This window comes from Promicromonospora sp. NPDC090134 (genome assembly GCF_044746965.1).
Lineage (GTDB): Bacteria > Actinomycetota > Actinomycetes > Actinomycetales > Cellulomonadaceae > Promicromonospora.
In genome coordinates, this window is the sequence record NZ_JBIVCZ010000001.1 from 1,373,296 (window position 1) to 1,390,115 (window position 16,820).

A 16,820-nucleotide genomic window follows, 5' to 3' on the forward strand; every position below is an offset into this window, starting at 1 on the left:
GCGGAGTCCACCTAGGACCCGCGGCCTTCATTCTTGCCCGGAGATCCGGCCCCACCTCGGCCGGCCCGGCAAGGATCTAGCCCCTGGGTCCTGCACCACCAACGTTCATCGACGACGTTCCTTCAGGACACAGGAGACAACCGTGCGCCTCACTGCGCTCCTCGACACTCTTCCCCAGGGCGGCTCGGGCCCCTGGGACCCGCCTCAACACCCCGCCACGAGCGGGACCGGTTCGGACTCGGCGGAGTTCAACCGGCTCATGGACACACTGCTGCCGTGCCGTACCAACGACCCGGAGCTGTGGTTCGCCGAGCACAGCACCCAGGTGGAGCAGGCCAAGGCCCTCTGCCGTACGTGCCCCCTCATCGAGGGCTGCCTCGCGGGCGCCCTCGACCGCAACGAGCCGTGGGGCGTCTGGGGCGGCGAGGTCTTCGTGGACGGTGCCGTCGTGGCCCGCAAGCGCGGCCGAGGCCGGCCCCGCAAGTCGGAGAACGTCGCCGCCGCATGACCCGCGGGTCAGGCCGCCCGGACCGGCAGGACCACGCACCCGCATCGCGGGTGCGGCTCCGCCGGCCGGGCGCGGGGGATCCCCGCCGGGAGCGAGATCTCCAGGCACGCACCGACGGCCGCCGGCCGGTGCCCGTCCAGCTGGGCGAGCACCTGGCCCGCGGCCGTCGCCGCTGCCACGGCGGCGAGCGTCGCCTCGTGCGTCGGCTCCGGCGTCTTGCGGAGCTGGGCCGCCAGCGCCGGCCACTCCCGGTCGGCGTCCGCGTGGGCGAGATCCACGCAGCTCACACAGGCTGACCGGCCCGGCCGCACCAGCGGGCCCACCACGACGTCGGCCTCACGCACCACGACCGGCAGGTGCGGTACCCCGAGGCCCAGCAGCCGCTGGTACCGCGCCGGGTGCGCGGCGTGCGGCTCGGTGACCACGACGACGTCGAGCGCCGCCGGGTCGAGCCCCGCGCCGCCCCCGACGTCGTCCACCCGGACCCCGACGCGCGGGGAGCGTTCCGCGAGGAGGGCCTGGACGGCGAGGTCGCGCGCCTCGCCCACGTCGGCCGCTCGGAGGCCGCCCAGCCCGACGTCGGTGGTCTGCACCGGCAGCGGGTCGCACAGCACGAGGCCGCCGACCCCCGCCGTCGCGAGGTGCAGCGCGACCGCCGTACCCAGGCGCCCGAGCCCGACGACGCCGACGACCCGCCCGGCGCGCTCCGCCAGCGTGGCGAGCCCGGCGCCGTCGGGCCGCAGCATGCCGAGCGCGGTCGCGTCCGCCGCCCCGTCGGCCGGGGCGGTCACCGTGCCGACCGCTCCCGGGACCGGGACGAGCACCCCCGCCCGGGACAGGGCGGCCATGATCTCGTCGCGCCGCTCGGCGGGCACGCCGCACCGCGCGGCCGACTGCTCGATCGTCACGTGCCGCCGTTCCGCGATCTCCTCCAGCCACGACTCCTCGGCCGGCGCGAGCCCGGACAGCACGAACGACCAGCGCGGGTCGGAGCCGCACTGCACCTGACCGCCGCCACGGGTGAGCACGGGCGTGCCGGGCCGGAGCCGCAGGGCTGGGGTGCGCTTCATGCCCACCACGATGCCCGACGGCGGCGTGCCGGGGCCGTTGTCCACAGGCCCGGAGGTATATCCAAAGCACCGAGCGGTCCGGAAGTTCCCGGCTGCGCCCAGAGCCAAATGGACGGCGCAACCCTTGCCGACCCGGTTACGGTGAACACTATGAGCGACCAGCACCAGCCCGGCGATACTCCCCAGTCGTGGGAGGAGATGCTGCGCTCCATGCTCGGCGACGGCGCGGACGAAGTGATGGCCGAGATGCGCGAGCGCGGCATCGACCCGACGGCCCTCGGCGGTGCGCCGGACCCGGTGATGATGCAGTACGCCCTGGCCCAGGTGCAGAAGATGCTCTCGGCCGAGGGCGCAGGCCCGGTCAACGCGGACGTCGCGCACGACGTCGCGCGGCAGGTCGCGGTCAGCGAGGGCGACCCGTCCCTGACCGGCAAGCAGGCCAAGGACGCGACGGACGCGCTCGGCGTGGCCGAGCTCTGGCTCGACGCCGTGACCGACCTCCCGCCCGCGGGCGGCACGCGGCGCGCGTGGAACCGGTCCGAGTGGGTCGAGGCCACGCTCCCGGTGTGGAACGAGCTCGCGGCGCCCGTGGCGTCCTCCGTCTCGGAGGCACTCGCCACGGTGCTGCGCGACCAGCTCCCTGACGGCGTGGACGACGGCGAGGCCGTGCCCGGCATGCCCGCCGGCGTGCTGCACGGCCTGGGCGGCTCGATCGACCCGGCCCAGATGATGCGCCGGCTCGGCTCGGCCGTGTTCGGCATGCAGGTGGGCCAGGCCGCGGGCACGCTCTCGCGCGAGGTGTTCGGCGCCACGGACGTGGGCCTGCCGCTGCTCGACAGCCCCGACACCGTGCTGCTGCCCACCAACGTGGCCGAGTTCGCGGACGGCTTGGACGCCCCGCTCGAGGAGGTGCGGCAGTTCCTCGCCGTGCGTGAGGCGGCCCACGCGCGGCTGTTCACCCACGTCCCGTGGCTCCGCTCGCACCTGCTGTCGATCGTGGAGCGGTACGCGCGCGGCATCACCATCGACCTCGACGCGCTCGAGGCGCAGGTGCGCGACATCGACCTCGCCGACTCCGACGCGCTGCGCAGCGCGCTGTCGGGCGGTGTCTTCGGCCTGCAGAACACGGACGAGCAGAAGGCCGTGCTCCTGAACCTGGAGACGACGCTCGCGCTGGTCGAGGGCTGGGTGGACGAGGTCAGCGCCATGGCCGCGCTGCCGCACCTGCCGCACGCCATCCCGCTGCGGGAGATGATCCGTCGCCGGCGTGCCGCCGGCGGCCCGGCCGAGCAGACGTTCTCGACGCTGGTCGGGCTGGAGCTGCGGCCGCGCCGGTCGCGCGACGCCGCGACCCTGTTCTCGATCGTGGCCCGCGCCCAGGGGACCACCGGGCGGGACGCGGTCTGGGACCACCCGGACCTGCTGCCCGGCACCGAGGACCTGGACGACCCGTCGGGCTACCTGGTGCGCCGCGAGGCGGCGGAGAACGAGCACGCCGACGTGGACGCGGCGCTCAAGGAGATCTTCGGCGAGGACTCGGCCGGCGACGACCGGCCTACCGACGAGAAGGGCTCCAGCGACGGGCCTGCCGAAGAGGGCGGCCCTGCCGACGGGGCGAGGGGCGACGAGTCGGCCTGACCCAGGGCAGGCGCGGAGTAGGTGCTGACCTGCGGACTCGGTCGCAGAATGGCGTGGCTTCCACATCTGATCGTGGGCTAGTGTCAGCGCTGATGGACGTCAGACAGAACTGAAGCACCCGTCGAGCCAGCCGCTCGCCGGGATCTCAGTCATGCCTGTTTCCCATCGAAAGTGGTTCCTCTCGTGCCTCACCATGCACCTGGGCGCATTGACGCCTGCCTCACCCTGTCCCTGTCTCTCGCCTCACTGTCCGGCGGCCTGTTCCTCCCGTTGTCGCTGGTGTACTTCACTGTCCTGACCGACATCCCGCTCCCCGTGCTGGGCATGATCATCAGCGGGAGCGTGCTGATCGGGCTTCCGCTTCCGATCGTGACCGGGATGCTGGTCGATCGCTGGACCGCGCATCCCGTCGTCGTTGCCGGTCTAGGTCTCCAGGCAGTCGCATACCTCGGCTTCGTCGTCGCCCGCGAGCCGATCGAGGTGTTGCTGGCGTCAGCTCTGATGGCCGTCGGCGTACGCCTCTTCTGGTCGTCGGTGTTCACGTTCCTCGCGGACTACGCGGAGACCAGGGTCGCCCTGTCGATGGAGCAATGGTTCGGCCGCCTCAATGCGGCACGGACCGTAGGCATCGTCGTCGGCGGGCTCATCACAGGCGCCGTGATCTCGTTCCAGGCCGAGGGTGCCTACCTGGCGCTCGCCTGGGTGGCATCGGGGTGCACCGCCATCGCGGCCACCTTGATTCTCGGTGTCGTGAAGATACGCCCCCGAGCGGGCCGTACCCCCGGCGAAGCGCCGTCGACCTATGTCTCGATCCTCCGGGACCGTAGGTTCCTGCAGCTTCTCGCTCTGAACAGCGTGCTCGCGCTGTCGACCCTGTTCTTCGGCCTTTCGTTGCCGACCGTCGTTCGTTCGAGACTGGACGGACCGGGCTGGTTGACCGCTGCACTTCTGGTGGCCAACGCACTGCTGGTCGCGGTCCTGTCCTCGCGCGGTGCCCGCCTGGCGTACCACACGTCGAAGGTGCGGCTCCTGAAGCGTGCGGCGCTCCTGTGGACCGGCGCTTTCGCTGCCATCGCAGTCGCCGTGACTCTGCCCTTGGCCGCAGCCGCCGCCGTGCTCCTCGTCGGGGTCGCGCTCCTGAGCATCGCCGAGGTCTTGCACGCCCCGTCGTCCGCGGCGTTGGTCGACGAGTTCGCGCGAGGTGCGCGAGGGAGATACCTCGCCGTCTTCCAGTACTCGTTCGTCGTCGCGGAACTCATCGGGCCGATCATGTTCACCGCTCTGTTCGACCTCGCGGCAGCCCTGCCGTTCGCCGTGGTCGCCGCGAGCTGCGGGCTGGTCGCCTTGTTGCTGGACCGGGGCGGACGCCGGCCGCTGCCCGTCGGCTGACGACGTCGCGTCGGTCGTCAGTCCTCCTCGTCGTCCGGGGTGGCCTGGCCGTTGTCGTCCTGCGTGAACGAGGCGCCCTCCAGGAAGCCGCGTGCGCGGTCCGTCCGGGGGTAGACATCGAGGATCTTCCAGAACTCGGGGCCGTGGCCGGCATGCAGGAGGTGCGCCAGCTCGTGCAGCAGCACGTAGTCGAGCACCCAGGACGGCATGCCCTGCAGCCGGGTGGAGATCCGGATGGAGCCGTCCAGCAGCGTGCAGGATCCCCAGCGCCTGCCCTGGTTGGCCGACCACCGGACGCTGGAGGGCCGGGCCCTGCCGCCGAGGTACTTGGCGGAGAGCTCGCCGGCGCGGTCCATGAGCTCCTGGTCGGACGGGCGGCGGCGCCGTTCCTTGTCCTCGAGCCGGGCCACCATCTTCGCCACCCACTCTCGTTCCTGAGCCCGAGAGAAGCGCGCAGGAATGGCGACGATGGTCCGTCCACCGTCGCGGTATGCGCTCACCGTGGCGGTGCGACGGCGGCTCCGGCGCACCTCCACGGACGTCAGGGCGTCGTGGGCCACGGCACGACCGTACCGGTTATCGGCGTCAAGGTGGGGTATAACACACCGTTCAAGTGGAAAAACTTTGCCTACGGGGCCGTCCTTGGGTGCGATTCACGGAACCCCCAGGCAAGTGAGGAATGATGGGCCGGTGACCGACATGCGCGACCTCCAGCACGCTCCGCAGCCCGAGCCGTCACCGTTCGACGACTTGGCGGTGACCCCTGCGCCGATCACGCGCCGCACGGTCACGCTCGGGGTGTCCTTGCTGCTCACGGCCGTTCTGGCCGCGCTGGCCCTGGTCGTGCCCACGCCCTACGCGATGCGCTCGCCCGGGCCCACCGAGGACACCCTGGAGCGCAACCTCATCCAGATCGAGGGCGCCCGCACGTACGAGTCCACGGGGCAGCTGCGCCTGACCACCGTGTCCGTGCTCGGCGGTCCGGGCTACCCGATGATGGCCGGCCAGGTGATCCAGGGCTGGCTGGACCCGCGGCGCTCGGTGCTACCGGTGGAGGCGATCTTCCCGGAGGCGACCACCAAGGCGGAGCAGCAGGAGGTCAGCCAGGCGGAGATGGTCTCGTCGCAGGAGTCGGCCACGGCCGCGGCGCTGACGGAGCTCGGCTACGACGTGCCCGCCGTGCTGGACGTCGCCGGCACGGAACCTGGTTCCGGGGCCGAGGGCAAGCTCGAGGAGGATGATGTCATCACGGAGTTCCAGGGTGAACCTGTGGGCACCTACGCCGACCTCATCGACGGGCTCGCCGCGACGACCCCGGGGGACGACGTGACGCTCGGCGTGCAGCGGGGCAAGCGCACCATGGACGTGACCGTCACGACTGCCGACAACGGTCAGCGGGCCGTGCTCGGCGTCTTCATCGACCCGCACTACGACTTCCCCGTGGACGTCACCATCGAGATCGAGGACATCGGCGGACCGAGCGCGGGCACGATGTTCGCGCTCGGCATCATCGACAAGCTCACCCCCGAGGACGAGGCAAACGGCGAGGTCATCGCGGGTACCGGGACCATGAGCCCGGAGGGCACGGTGGGTCCCATCGGCGGCATCGAGCAGAAGCTGTACGGCGCCGTACGGGACGACGCCGAGTGGTTCCTCGCGCCCGCCGACAACTGCGACCAGGTGGTGGGCAACGTGCCCGACGGGCTCCGCGTGGTGAGGGTGGCGACGCTGGCGGAGGCGCGCGACGCCGTCGAGCAGATTGGGCGCGGCGAGGGCGCCGACCTCCCGACGTGCTCGTGACGCTCGCGGGCGGGAACCCGGGCATCGACCGCGTGTTGCACATCTGGAGGATGTGGGAACCTTGTGGTGGGAACCTTGACCAGAGCCTGGCCGTTCCAACTGCGTACGGCCCAACCATTCATGACGTGAGGTAACGCAGAAGTGTCCTTCGCCGCAGCACCTCGTCGCCCATCCGGCGGCGCACCCCGAGCCCGACGACGCAGTCCCCTGGGGGTGGCGGTCGTCGCGGTCGCCGTCGTCGTCGCGGCCCTGCTTCTCCTAGCGCAGTTCTGGACCGAGGTGATGTGGTTCGGGCAGCTCGGGTTCTCCCGGGTGATCTGGACCGAGTGGGGCATGCGCGGCGCGCTGTTCGTCGTCGGCTTCCTGGTCATGGCCGGAGCCGTGTTCTGGTCGTTCACCGCGGCCTACCGCTCGCGCCCCGTGTACGCGCCGAGCACCCCCGAGCAGGCCACGCTCGACCAGTACCGCGAGGCGGTCGAGCCGCTGCGCCGGGTCGTGATGATCGCGGCCCCGGTGCTGATCGGCTTCTTCGCGGGCGTCGCGGCGTCGGCGCAGTGGCGCACCGTCCTCCTGGCGTTCAACAGCGAGCCCTTCGGTGAGACGGACCCGCAGTTCGGCATGGACCTCGGGTTCTTCGTCTTCCTGCTCCCCGCGCTGCGGTTCGGCGTCGGGTTCCTCATCTCGGTCGTGGTGATCGCCGGCATCGCCGGGGTGATCACGCACTACCTGTACGGCGGGCTCCGGATCGGCCCGGCCGCCGCCGGCGGCCCCCGCACCACTCCCGCGGCGCGCATCCACCTGGCCGTCATCGGCGCGGTGCTGCTGCTGCTGATCGGCGCCAACTACTGGCTGGACCGGTACTCGATCCTGACCAACGCGGGCGACCGGTTCGACGGCGCCTCGTACTCCGACGTGCACGCCGTGATCCCCGCCAAGGGCATCCTCACGGTGGTCGCGATCTTCGTGGCCGCGCTGTTCATCGTCACCGCGTTCCGCGGCGACTGGCGCCTGCCGGCGATCGGCGTCGGCCTCATGGTCGTCTCCGCCATCGCGATCGGCGGCATCTACCCCGCGGTCGTCCAGCGCTTCCAGGTGAACCCGAACGCGCAGGAGCTGGAGAGCGAGTACATCCAGCGCAACATCGACGCGACCCTCTCTGCCTTCGGCATCGACGACGTCGAGAAGGAACCGTACGACGCCACGACCCAGGCGGAGGAGGGTGCCCTGCGCTCCGACGCGGACACCGCCGCGTCGATCCGGCTGCTGGACCCGCAGATCGTCTCGCCGTCGTTCCGCCAGCTGCAGCAGAACAAGCAGTACTACAACTTCAACGACTCCCTGTCGGTCGACAAGTACGAGATCGACGGCGAGTCCCGCGACACCGTGATCGCGGTGCGCGAGCTGAACCTCGACGGCCTGGGCCAGGACCAGCGCAACTGGGTCAACGACCACACCGTGTACACGCACGGCTACGGCGTCGTCGCCGCGTACGGCAACCAGCCGGGCCCGGACGGACGCCCGGCCTTCTTCGAGGGCGGCATCCCGTCCCAGGGCGCGATCAGCGACCTCGAGGGCGAGTACGAGCCGCGCATCTACTTCAGCCCGAGCACCACCACGTACTCGATCGTGGGCGCGCCCGAGGGCACCAAGGCGTGGGAGCTCGACTATCAGGCCGACGACGCGGACGACGGCGGCCAGGTCAACACCACGTTCACCGGTGACGCCGGGCCCGACGTCGGCGCGTTCGGCAGCAAGCTGCTGTACGCGCTGAAGTTCGGCGAGGAGCAGCTGCTGTTCTCCGACCGCGTCACGAGCGAGTCGCAGATCCTCTACGACCGGGACCCGCAGCAGCGCGTCAGCAAGGTCGCGCCGTGGCTGACGCTCGACAACCGGGTCTACCCGGCGGTCGTGGACGGCCGCGTGAAGTGGATCGTCGACGCCTACACGACCAGCGACGCCGTGCCGTACTCGACGTCGACCCCGCTCGACGAGGCGGTGGCGGACACGCTCACCACCCAGCAGGCCGGCGGCACCGTCGCGCTGCCGGAGGAGGTCAACTACATCCGGAACTCGGTGAAGGCCACGGTCGACGCCTACGACGGTTCGGTCGACCTGTACGCGTGGGACGCCGAGGACCCGATCCTGAAGGCCTGGAGCAACGTCTTCCCGGGGTCGGTCAAGCCGATGGACGAGATCTCCGGCGACCTGATGAGCCACCTGCGGTACCCGGAGGACCTGTTCAAGGTGCAGCGCACCCTGCTCAGCCAGTACCACGTGACGGACTCCGCCGAGTTCTTCTCGGGCCAGGACTTCTGGAACAACCCGACCGACCCGACGTCGGAGGCGACCACCGCGCCGCTGCAGCCGCCGTACTACCTGACGCTGCAGATGCCGGGCCAGGACGAGTCCACGTTCTCGCTGACGTCGACCTTCATCCCGGGTGGTAACACCGACCGTGAGGTGCTCACCGGGTTCCTCGCGGTGGACGCCGACGCCGGCAGCGAGGCGGGTGCCAGGTCCGAGGACTACGGGAAGCTACGTCTGCTGGAGCTGCCACGGGACACGACCGTGCCCGGCCCCGGCCAGGTGCAGAACAACTTCGACTCGAACCCGACGATCTCCGAGCAGCTGAACATCCTGCAGATCGGCGCGTCCACGGTGCGCCGGGGCAACCAGCTCACCCTGCCGGTCGGTGGCGGTCTGCTGTACGTGCAGCCGGTCTACATCCAGTCGACCGGTGGCACGCAGTTCCCGCTGCTGCGCAAGGTGCTGGTCGCCTTCGGCGACGACATCGGCTTTGCCGACACGCTCGACGAGGCGCTGGACCAGGTGTTCGGTGGCGACTCGGGTGCGGAGGCCGGCGACGCCGGTGCGGCGGCCGAGGACGAGGCCCCGGTGGCCCCGCCCACGGGCGAGGGCGACACGGGCACGGAGCCCACGCAGGAGCCGAGCCAGGAACCGTCCGGCGAGTCCACTCCGGACAGCACCCAGGCGCCGTCGTCCGAGCTGGACGCCGCGCTGCAGGACGCGGCCGAGGCCCTCGAGGACTCCAACGCCGCCCAGCGCGACGGTGACTGGGCCGCCTACGGCGAGGCGCAGGACCGGCTGCAGAAGGCGCTGGAGGAGGCGATCGCGGCGGAGGAGGCCCAGCAGGGCTGACGCTCCGACGCACCCCGTCAGACCTGCAGGTCACTTCGGTGACCTGCAGGTCTGACTTCTTTATGCGAGGCGGCGGGCCACCACCACCGAGTTGATGACGTCATCGGTGGGGTGCACCACCTCCAGCACCTCGAACCCCGGCATGGCCCCCAGGTCGACGGGCGGGTACAGCAGGGTGCGGGCGCCCCGCGCGCTGCGCGCGAGCAGCAGGGCGCCGGGCCGCATCGTGTCGGCCATCCTGCGCAGGATCACGGCCTTGGCCGACGGCGTCTCGCCCACCAGCGCCGCGAGCACCACGACGTCGTGCTTGCCGAGGCCCACGTCGGCGGCGTCGGCCTGCTCGAACCGGACCGCCGTCGAGCCGAGGCGCGCGGCGACCCGGCGTGCCAGCGCCACCGCCGTGGCGTCCCGGTCCAGGCCGACGACGGGGGCGTGGAGCGCGGCGGCGTAGCCCAGGGTGCTCAGGGGGAGCGGTCCGCTCCCGACGACGGCGACCGATCCCGGCGTGCCGCCGCCCGCGTGGGCGATCAGCCGGGCCTCCAGGGCCGTGAGCCGGCGGTAGTTGTCGAGGTAGGGGAACGCGGCGAGCGCGGCCCGGGCGTCGATCGCGCCGGCGATGTGCTCCGCCCACGCGTGCTCGAGCTCCGTCTCGCCGCGCGCCGAGAGGTCGCGGATGGCGTCCTTGCGGCGGTGGACCTCGGGATGCGCGAGGACGTCCCGGGCCTGCCGGTCGGGCGTTGCGAGGACCGCTTGGACCAGGCCGCCGAAGAGGGCGTTCGTTCCGGGGTCCGGGCGCAGGTGGGGCAGTGCGGCAAGCTGGTCGGTGAGGTGGACGATCCGGTCGGCGGACAGGGTGGTATCGCTCAGCTCCGTCGTCATGGGGACGATGGTTCCACGGCCGGATCGGTTCGACCGGCTGTGACCTGCGTCTCGACCGGGCGACCCGGTTTGCACTTCGTCGCTCGGGGTGCGTAAAGTAGGGATCACCGACGCGGGGTGGAGCAGCTCGGTAGCTCGCTGGGCTCATAACCCAGAGGTCGCAGGTTCAAATCCTGCCCCCGCTACAAAATGAAGGCCCTGACCAGTGCAGATGCACAGGTCAGGGCCTTCGCTCTTTGAACAAGTCGATGTGCCATTCCGGCTCTGCGATGTCGCGAGACGGTGGAGCTGATGAAAACTGGCCGCTTCGCTCCCCCGGTCGAGGGCTGACTGGCCCGCGTCCTACATTCCACACAGGTGGTACATGCGCGGCCATCCCGTCCGCGCGGACGACGGTGGCGGCATCAGCCGCGGGCATTCAACATGCCGCGTGGACAATCGAAAGGGCCGGCCGGTCCCCGGCGCCCGAACTGACGTGATGCCCGCGTCTGGCCGCGTCCCGGGCCTACGGAGGCTCACCAGGGTGCTGAGCGCTGGTGAGCCTCCGCGACGCATGTTCCACGCCGCGAGCTACATCCGTGGGCAGCATGCGGGCCCACGCCAGCACCAGCCGTACATCGGTGCGGCCGAGCTGTTCGATCGATGCGGCTCTGTTACGTCATTTGACGGATGCTCGGCCGGGAGTGGCGGTGGACTCTGGGTGTGGCGCACATCGTGCCGAGAAACCAAGAGTTCGGAGAGAACGATGAACCACACGCCCCGTCGATCACCATGGCGGAGGACCGCGTGGGCGGCACTGACCGTGGGGGCCCTGCTCCTCGGCGGCAGCAGCCTTGCCAGTGCTGAGCCGCAGACCCACCGTGGCGAAATCGCCAAGCCGACCGTGGTGCTGGTGCACGGTGCGTGGGCCGACGCGAGCGGCTTCGCTGGTGTCGCGACGGCCCTGCAGACGGCGGGCTACCCGGTGCGGGAGTTCGCTAACCCGTTGCGTTCACTCACTGCGGACTCGGGTGCGTTGGGCGCTTACCTCCAGCAGCGCACCGACGGCCCGGTGATTCTGGTGGGGCACTCCTACGGTGGTGCAGTCATCACCGACGCGGCGCTGTCGGACCCGGATGTCAGGGCGCTGGTCTACATCGACGCCTTCGTACCTGACGAGGGTGAGAGCGTCAACGATCTGCTGGGCCGGCAGGATCCGGTCGACCCGACTCAGGTGTTCGACGTGGTGGCCAACCCGGGCGCACCGGAGGGCGTCGTAGACCTGTACCTGAAGGACGCTGTGTTCCCGGTGGTCTTTGCGAACGGTCTGTCGCGTGCGAAGCAGACCCAGCTCCTGGCCTCGCAGCGACCTCTGGCGACGCCGGCCCTCGGTGAGCCTTCGGGAGAGCCCGGATGGAAGACGCTCCCGTCCTGGTACGTGATGGGCACGGAGGACCACATCATCTCTCCGGAGCTGCAGCGGTTCATGGCGCAGCGAGCCGGCGCCAAGATCACCTCCGTCAGTGCCGGTCACCTCGCGATGGTCGCCCGGCCTGACGTCGTCACGGCGACGATCCTGCAAGCCGACCGCGCGACTCGCTGACGTACACCCTGGGGCGGCCCGCTGGGCCGCCCCAGGTTTCGACCCGACTTGAACCATCCTTCGCGCAGCTGCGCTCGGATCGCCACCCCCGAGCAGCGGAAAGACGCGGTACCGCCGAGCGGGTGCTGTCCCCCCACCGGATCCAGAGCCACGATCAGCCACGTGGCATGCGGCCCGCCCTCCATCGCCAGCAGGTAACGCTGCGCCGCGACACCGGATCAGCCGACAGGGCCGGCGGCACACGCCAGCACCCGCGCGGCAGCAGCCCAGCCCGTGTCCACCCGAGCCCCATCGGGTGGAGGAGGGACTGTGGCCCCCCAGCGATAGTTGGAGGCAAGATCGTCCGATGTCGGATGATCTCTTGCGGCTATGATTTTGGAGTGCCCCAACACCGCAAGGACTCGGACCAAGTGTCCCCTCCGGCGATGCCGCCCGTGGATGACCTGGCCTGGCTCGCGATGCGTGCCGCCGATGCGCTGGCAAGTTCGTTCGCGACCGTGTCGAGAGAAGCGGGCCTCTCAGATCTTCGGGACTGGCTCGTCCTCGCCCTCGTCGCCGACGGTCGCCAACGTACCCAGCTCGAGATCGCGGACGAGCTCGCGATCGACAAGACGACCCTGGTCGCTGTCTTGGACCGGCTCGAGCGCGAGGGGTTGGTGGTGCGGACGGCCTCCGATCGTGATCGCCGCGTACGGATCCCGGTCGCGACTGAGAAGGGCGTCGCCGTCAGGGACCAGGTCAAGGTCGCTCGCGATGCCGCGCTGAACCAACGTCTCGCTTCGATAGCCGAGGAGGATCGCGCCCACTTCCATGCCACCTTGTGGGCAATCGTGCAAGGACAGGACGGCTCCTGACGTCCGGTTCCAGGGGCCGGCGCTGAGGCGCGGGGCATGGGGACGCCCGATCATGCGAAGGGATGGGGAGGATGGACTCCAACGGCGAGATCATCGGTCGAGCGCGACAGACGGGCAGGCTCATGGGCCTGCTGACTGATGATCTGCGTGCCCTCGTGGTCGAGGGTGAAGCCGGGATCGGCAAGACCGTGCTCCTGGACGACCTGGGGCGACGTGCCCGGGACGAGGGCTGGTCGGTCGCCCGGCACGAGTGTGTGGAGGCCGAGCGGAGGTTCCCGTACGCGGCCTTGGACCGGATGCTGCGACCGCTCGACGCGTATGTTCACGCGCTGCCAGACCACAAGCGACGTGCCGTTGACACCGTGCTCGGACGCATGGTCGGCGACGCTCCCGCCGTCATGTTGCTGGGTATGGCGGTCCTCGATCTCCTGGTGCTCGCGAGCGTCGACTCACCCCTGTTGCTCGTCGTCGACGACGCGCACTGGATGGACGCCGCGAGTGGTGTCGTGCTGTTGTTCGTGGCGCGTCGGCTCAGCGACGCGTCGGTGTCCGTGGTGCTGGGGGTGCGTGCCGGAGAGCCGACCGACGTCGACTTCGCCGGCATCGAGCACCTCGAACTGCCTCCGCTCGACCCCGGCAGTGCGGCCGAGCTCCTCGACGCTCGTCACCCTGGTCTACGCCCCGCGCTCCGGGCCGAGGTGCTGCGGTGGGCGGTGGGTAATCCATTGGCGCTCACCGAGATGCCGGCTTCGTTGGCCGCTGGCTCGACCGCAGCGTCGAGGCCCGAGCTTCCCTTGCCTCGGCGGCTCGAGAGGGTTTATGTCCAACGGCTCGACAGGCTGCCGCAGGAGGAGCGATCCGCTCTGCTGCTTCTGGCGCTCGACGGCGTAGCGGAGGACGACGCAGAGACGGGCCTCGCGCACCGTCTCGACGGCGCCCGCGCAGCGGGGCTCGTCGAAGTCCACGCGGCGGACGGGCGAGCGTCGTTCCGCCATCCCTTGGTGCGGTCCGCGGTCGTCGGTGCCGCGTCGTCGGAGCAGGTGCGAGCCGCGCACCTGCGTCTCGCCGACGTCCGCGCGGGTGACTCGCTCCGACGCGCGCACCACCTGGCCTCCGCCACGATCGAACCCGACGAGACCGTGGCGCAGGAGATCCAGCAGGCGGCCGAGCGCGCCGTCCGGCGCGGCGGGGCCTCCGTCGCGGTCTCGCTCCTCGTGCGCGCTGCGGCGTTGAGCGAGCATGCGGACCGGCGGGAGAGACGCCTCGCCGACGCCGCTTACGTCGCCAGCCAGGCCGGCCTCCTCGATGACGCCGCCACGTTGCTCGGCCGGCTGGACCGGGTCAACGGTGACCTGACTTCTCCGTCGACGGTGCTCACCGACGCCTACCTGCGGCTCTACGGCGACGGCGCGGTGCTGCCGGCGCACCGCCTCGTCGTGGACACCCTCCAACGGCACGGCCGTGACGTGGACGACGACACGCTTTCTCGCCTGGTCAATGTGCTGCTGGCGATCAGCATGTACTCGGCCGATCCGGTCCTCTGGGAACGTACGGAGGCGGTGGTCGACGAGCACGCCGAGCGACTCGGCCCCGTGCTCCTGCTCGTACGCGACGTCGGGGGAGACCTGCTCCGTCATGCAGACACCGCCCGCGACCGCGTGGCAGCGGCGTTCACCCAGCCCGGCCACGGCCCCCGAGAACTGACGCTGTTGACGCTCTGCGCCTTTTTCGTCGACTCCCTCGAGGAACATCGCTCCTTCGTGGAGAGAGTAGTTGCTCGCGAGGTCGAGGCCGGCGCCCGGGCCGACGCGATGACCCTGCTGCACCTGACGCTCCTCGACCAGACGGTCTCAGGACGCTGGGACGACGCTGCGACGACGTACGCACGCGGTCTGGAGCTGAGCGCCCGACTCGGGTTCGAGATGTACAACTACCTCTACCGCGCGTTCTACGCGCGAATCCTGGCTCAGCGCGGTGACATCGCCGGCGCCCGCGAGCTGGGCCTCGCGATCGATGTGTGGGCGCGCCCTCGGGGGCTGGGGGTGCTCCTTCAGCACGTGGAAGGTGCCGCGCTCGCCGGCTCGCTCGCGATCGGTGCCTACCACGACGCCTGGACCCACGCGCTAGGACTCACCTCGCCCGGCTCCTTCCGGCCCTACGTGCACGAGTCGTTTCACTGCGTGCTCGACGTCGTCGAGGCTGGGATGGCGACAGGGCACGTCGACGAGGCGCGCCTGCACGCCCAGGCTGCTGCGGCTCACCACGTAGGCGCGGTGTCGCCCCGGATGAACATGCTGTGCACAGCTGCCCTGGCGATCACGGAGCCCACCGCGGAGGCGGGTCGGCTGTTCACGAGCGCGGTCGGGAATGCGACCGCACTGGCGTTCCCCTTCGACCTCGCCCGCATCAGCCTGGCCCATGGCAGGTGGCTGCGGCGCAACAAGGACCTTCCGGCCGCCCGCATCGCCTTGACCCGTGCCGTCGAGCTCTTCGAAAGCCTCGGCAGCCCGCCGTGGGCGGAGCGCGCCGCGCACGAGCTCTCGTTGGCGGGCGCCTCGGGCGCCGAGGCCGCCGAACGTCTCGCAGGCCTGACGGCTCAGGAGCTGCGCATCGCTGAGCTCGCCGCGTCCGGGCTGAGCAACAAGGAGATCGGGGCACAGCTGTATCTGTCGCCGCGCACGGTGGGCACGCACCTCTATCGCATCTTCCCGAAGCTCGACATCACGTCTCGAGCCTCGTTGCGCGATGCCCTGGGTGCTGCGGGGCCGGCTGACGCTTCTCGTCCATCCTGAACACTCCACGGCGAGAGCTGGCGCACGGCGCCGCCGGGGGTGGTGTCGGCACGTACGTCGGCCGGTGAAGTCATCTGACGGACGGCGGCGACGTCATCGAGGTGGATCGTTGTTCGTGGCGGTGCCGAGGTCCCTCGCGCAGCCACCTCCATCACCTGAGGGACGGATACGAGAAGGACATGCCGGAAATCTCCGTGGGCAGCGAGAACGGTTCCCCTATCGAGCTCTACTACGAGGTCCAGGGCAGTGGCGCTCCCGTGGTGCTGATCCACGGGTGGCCGCTGAACGGCCGATCGTGGGAGAAGCAGGTCACGGCACTGGTCGAGGCGGGCTACCAGACCATCACCTACGACCGCCGTGGATTCGGCCGCTCGACCCCCAGCCAGAGCGGTCACGACTACGACACCATCGCCGCAGACCTCGACACCCTGCTCAACCATCTCGACCTCGCAGGCGTGACACTCGTCGGCTTCTCAGCCGGCGGTGGGGCGGTCGCCCGCTACATCGGCAACCACGGAACCTCGCGAATCGCCAAGGCGGTCCTCGCCAGCTCGGTCACCCCGTTCCTCCACGTCACCGACGGCAACCCAGAAGGCGGGCTCGACGACGCCACCATCGCGCACTTCGAGGCCGGCATCCGGGCCGACCGAGCGGGCTTCGTCGACACCTTCCTCTCGCTGCTCTACTCCGCCGCGAGCCAGCCCACCGTCAGTGACGCCCAGCGCCTCTACGGCCGCGACCTGGCCAACTCTGCCTCACCCCACGCCACGCTCGTAGGTCCCTCCCGGTTCGGACGCACCGACTTCCGCGAGGACCTCGCCGCAGTCACCGTGCCGACCCTCGTCATCCACGGCGACTCCGACGCCGTGGTGCCCTTCCACATCAGCGGCCGCCGGAGCGCGGAGACGATCCCCGGCAGCGAGCTGGTCGTCATCGAAGGTGGTCCCCACGGCATCAACGTGTCCCACGCGGACGAGTTCAACGAAGCGTTGCTCGCGTTTCTCGCTCGCTGACCAAACCCAACCTTCGGTACCTGCCCCACCCGTCCAGTGATCGGCGTGACTGGGCAAGCACAGGCACACCCGACGAGCTGTCGCCCCGGGGATTGTGGGGCGGCAGCTGGTCGACCTTGTATCCAGACACACCCAG

Annotated in this window: 12 protein-coding genes and 1 tRNA gene; 10 read left to right on the top strand and 3 right to left on the bottom strand. The window is 70.5% G+C overall.

Features of this window, described 5'->3' with window-relative positions; all coding sequences use genetic code 11:
* The first annotated feature begins 142 nt into the window (after positions 1 to 142).
* Positions 143 to 508, top strand: a complete 366-nt coding sequence (locus ACIPN7_RS06005; RefSeq protein ID WP_285103255.1) for a WhiB family transcriptional regulator — start codon at positions 143 to 145, stop codon at positions 506 to 508.
* A gap of 8 nt (positions 509 to 516) precedes the next feature.
* On the opposite strand, the gene ACIPN7_RS06010 is transcribed toward ACIPN7_RS06005, so the two are convergent.
* Entirely contained in the window at positions 517 to 1,623 is a 1,107-nt protein-coding gene (locus ACIPN7_RS06010) for a thiamine biosynthesis protein ThiF (protein ID WP_400538976.1), read from the bottom strand.
* Between the two features lie 105 nt (positions 1,624 to 1,728).
* On the opposite strand from ACIPN7_RS06010, the gene ACIPN7_RS06015 reads away from it, so the two are divergent.
* Both ACIPN7_RS06015 and ACIPN7_RS06020 read left to right on the top strand, forming a co-directional pair.
* On the top strand, positions 1,729 to 3,216 hold the full coding sequence (locus ACIPN7_RS06015) for a zinc-dependent metalloprotease (RefSeq protein ID WP_400538978.1): 1,488 nt from the start codon (positions 1,729 to 1,731) through the stop codon (positions 3,214 to 3,216).
* A gap of 183 nt (positions 3,217 to 3,399) precedes the next feature.
* Complete coding sequence (locus ACIPN7_RS06020; protein WP_400538980.1) at positions 3,400 to 4,605, top strand: MFS transporter; 1,206 nt, start codon at positions 3,400 to 3,402, stop codon at positions 4,603 to 4,605.
* A 17-nt stretch (positions 4,606 to 4,622) separates the two neighbouring features.
* Here ACIPN7_RS06020 and ACIPN7_RS06025 read toward each other — a convergent pair whose 3' ends face one another.
* Entirely contained in the window at positions 4,623 to 5,165 is a 543-nt protein-coding gene (locus ACIPN7_RS06025; protein ID WP_377235579.1) for a SprT-like domain-containing protein, read from the bottom strand.
* Positions 5,166 to 5,304: 139 nt separating this feature from the next.
* On the opposite strand from ACIPN7_RS06025, the gene ACIPN7_RS06030 reads away from it, so the two are divergent.
* Complete coding sequence (locus tag ACIPN7_RS06030; RefSeq protein WP_400539159.1) at positions 5,305 to 6,405, top strand: PDZ domain-containing protein; 1,101 nt, start codon at positions 5,305 to 5,307, stop codon at positions 6,403 to 6,405.
* A gap of 141 nt (positions 6,406 to 6,546) precedes the next feature.
* The gene (locus ACIPN7_RS06035; protein ID WP_400538983.1) at positions 6,547 to 9,564 is read left to right on the top strand and encodes a UPF0182 family protein; all 3,018 of its coding nucleotides are present in this window, start codon (positions 6,547 to 6,549) and stop codon (positions 9,562 to 9,564) included.
* Positions 9,565 to 9,624: 60 nt separating this feature from the next.
* Here the strand turns inward: ACIPN7_RS06035 and ACIPN7_RS06040 are convergent, their stop codons facing one another.
* Positions 9,625 to 10,443, bottom strand: coding sequence for a nicotianamine synthase family protein (locus tag ACIPN7_RS06040; RefSeq protein ID WP_400538985.1), 819 nt, complete (start codon positions 10,441 to 10,443; stop codon positions 9,625 to 9,627).
* A gap of 111 nt (positions 10,444 to 10,554) precedes the next feature.
* Here ACIPN7_RS06040 and ACIPN7_RS06045 point away from each other — a divergent pair.
* The 5 genes from ACIPN7_RS06045 (at position 10,555) to ACIPN7_RS06065 (ending at position 16,684) form a co-directional block, all read left to right on the top strand.
* Positions 10,555 to 10,628, top strand: a tRNA-Met gene (locus ACIPN7_RS06045).
* A 560-nt stretch (positions 10,629 to 11,188) separates the two neighbouring features.
* The gene (locus tag ACIPN7_RS06050) at positions 11,189 to 12,025 is read left to right on the top strand and encodes an alpha/beta fold hydrolase (RefSeq protein WP_400538987.1); all 837 of its coding nucleotides are present in this window, start codon (positions 11,189 to 11,191) and stop codon (positions 12,023 to 12,025) included.
* Positions 12,026 to 12,459: 434 nt separating this feature from the next.
* Entirely contained in the window at positions 12,460 to 12,879 is a 420-nt protein-coding gene (locus ACIPN7_RS06055) for a MarR family winged helix-turn-helix transcriptional regulator (protein WP_400538989.1), read from the top strand.
* 71 nt (positions 12,880 to 12,950) lie between these two features.
* Positions 12,951 to 15,671: an ATP-binding protein gene (locus ACIPN7_RS06060; protein WP_400538991.1), complete on the top strand. Its 2,721-nt coding sequence runs from the start codon at positions 12,951 to 12,953 to the stop codon at positions 15,669 to 15,671.
* Positions 15,672 to 15,850: 179 nt separating this feature from the next.
* Positions 15,851 to 16,684, top strand: a complete 834-nt coding sequence (locus ACIPN7_RS06065; RefSeq protein WP_400538992.1) for an alpha/beta fold hydrolase — start codon at positions 15,851 to 15,853, stop codon at positions 16,682 to 16,684.
* Positions 16,685 to 16,820 lie beyond the last annotated feature (136 nt).

Bases quoted from the DNA above. Each gene is read 5' to 3' on its own strand.
- ACIPN7_RS06015 (WP_400538978.1), top strand. From the start codon at position 1,729: ATGAGCGACCAGCACCAGCCCGGCGATACTCCCCAGTCGTGGGAGGAG.
- ACIPN7_RS06030 (WP_400539159.1), top strand. From the start codon at position 5,305: ATGCGCGACCTCCAGCACGCTCCGCAGCCCGAGCCGTCACCGTTCGAC.
- ACIPN7_RS06040 (WP_400538985.1), bottom strand. From the start codon at position 10,443: ATGACGACGGAGCTGAGCGATACCACCCTGTCCGCCGACCGGATCGTC.
- ACIPN7_RS06050 (WP_400538987.1), top strand. From the start codon at position 11,189: ATGAACCACACGCCCCGTCGATCACCATGGCGGAGGACCGCGTGGGCG.
- ACIPN7_RS06060 (WP_400538991.1), top strand. From the start codon at position 12,951: ATGGACTCCAACGGCGAGATCATCGGTCGAGCGCGACAGACGGGCAGG.
- ACIPN7_RS06065 (WP_400538992.1), top strand. From the start codon at position 15,851: ATGCCGGAAATCTCCGTGGGCAGCGAGAACGGTTCCCCTATCGAGCTC.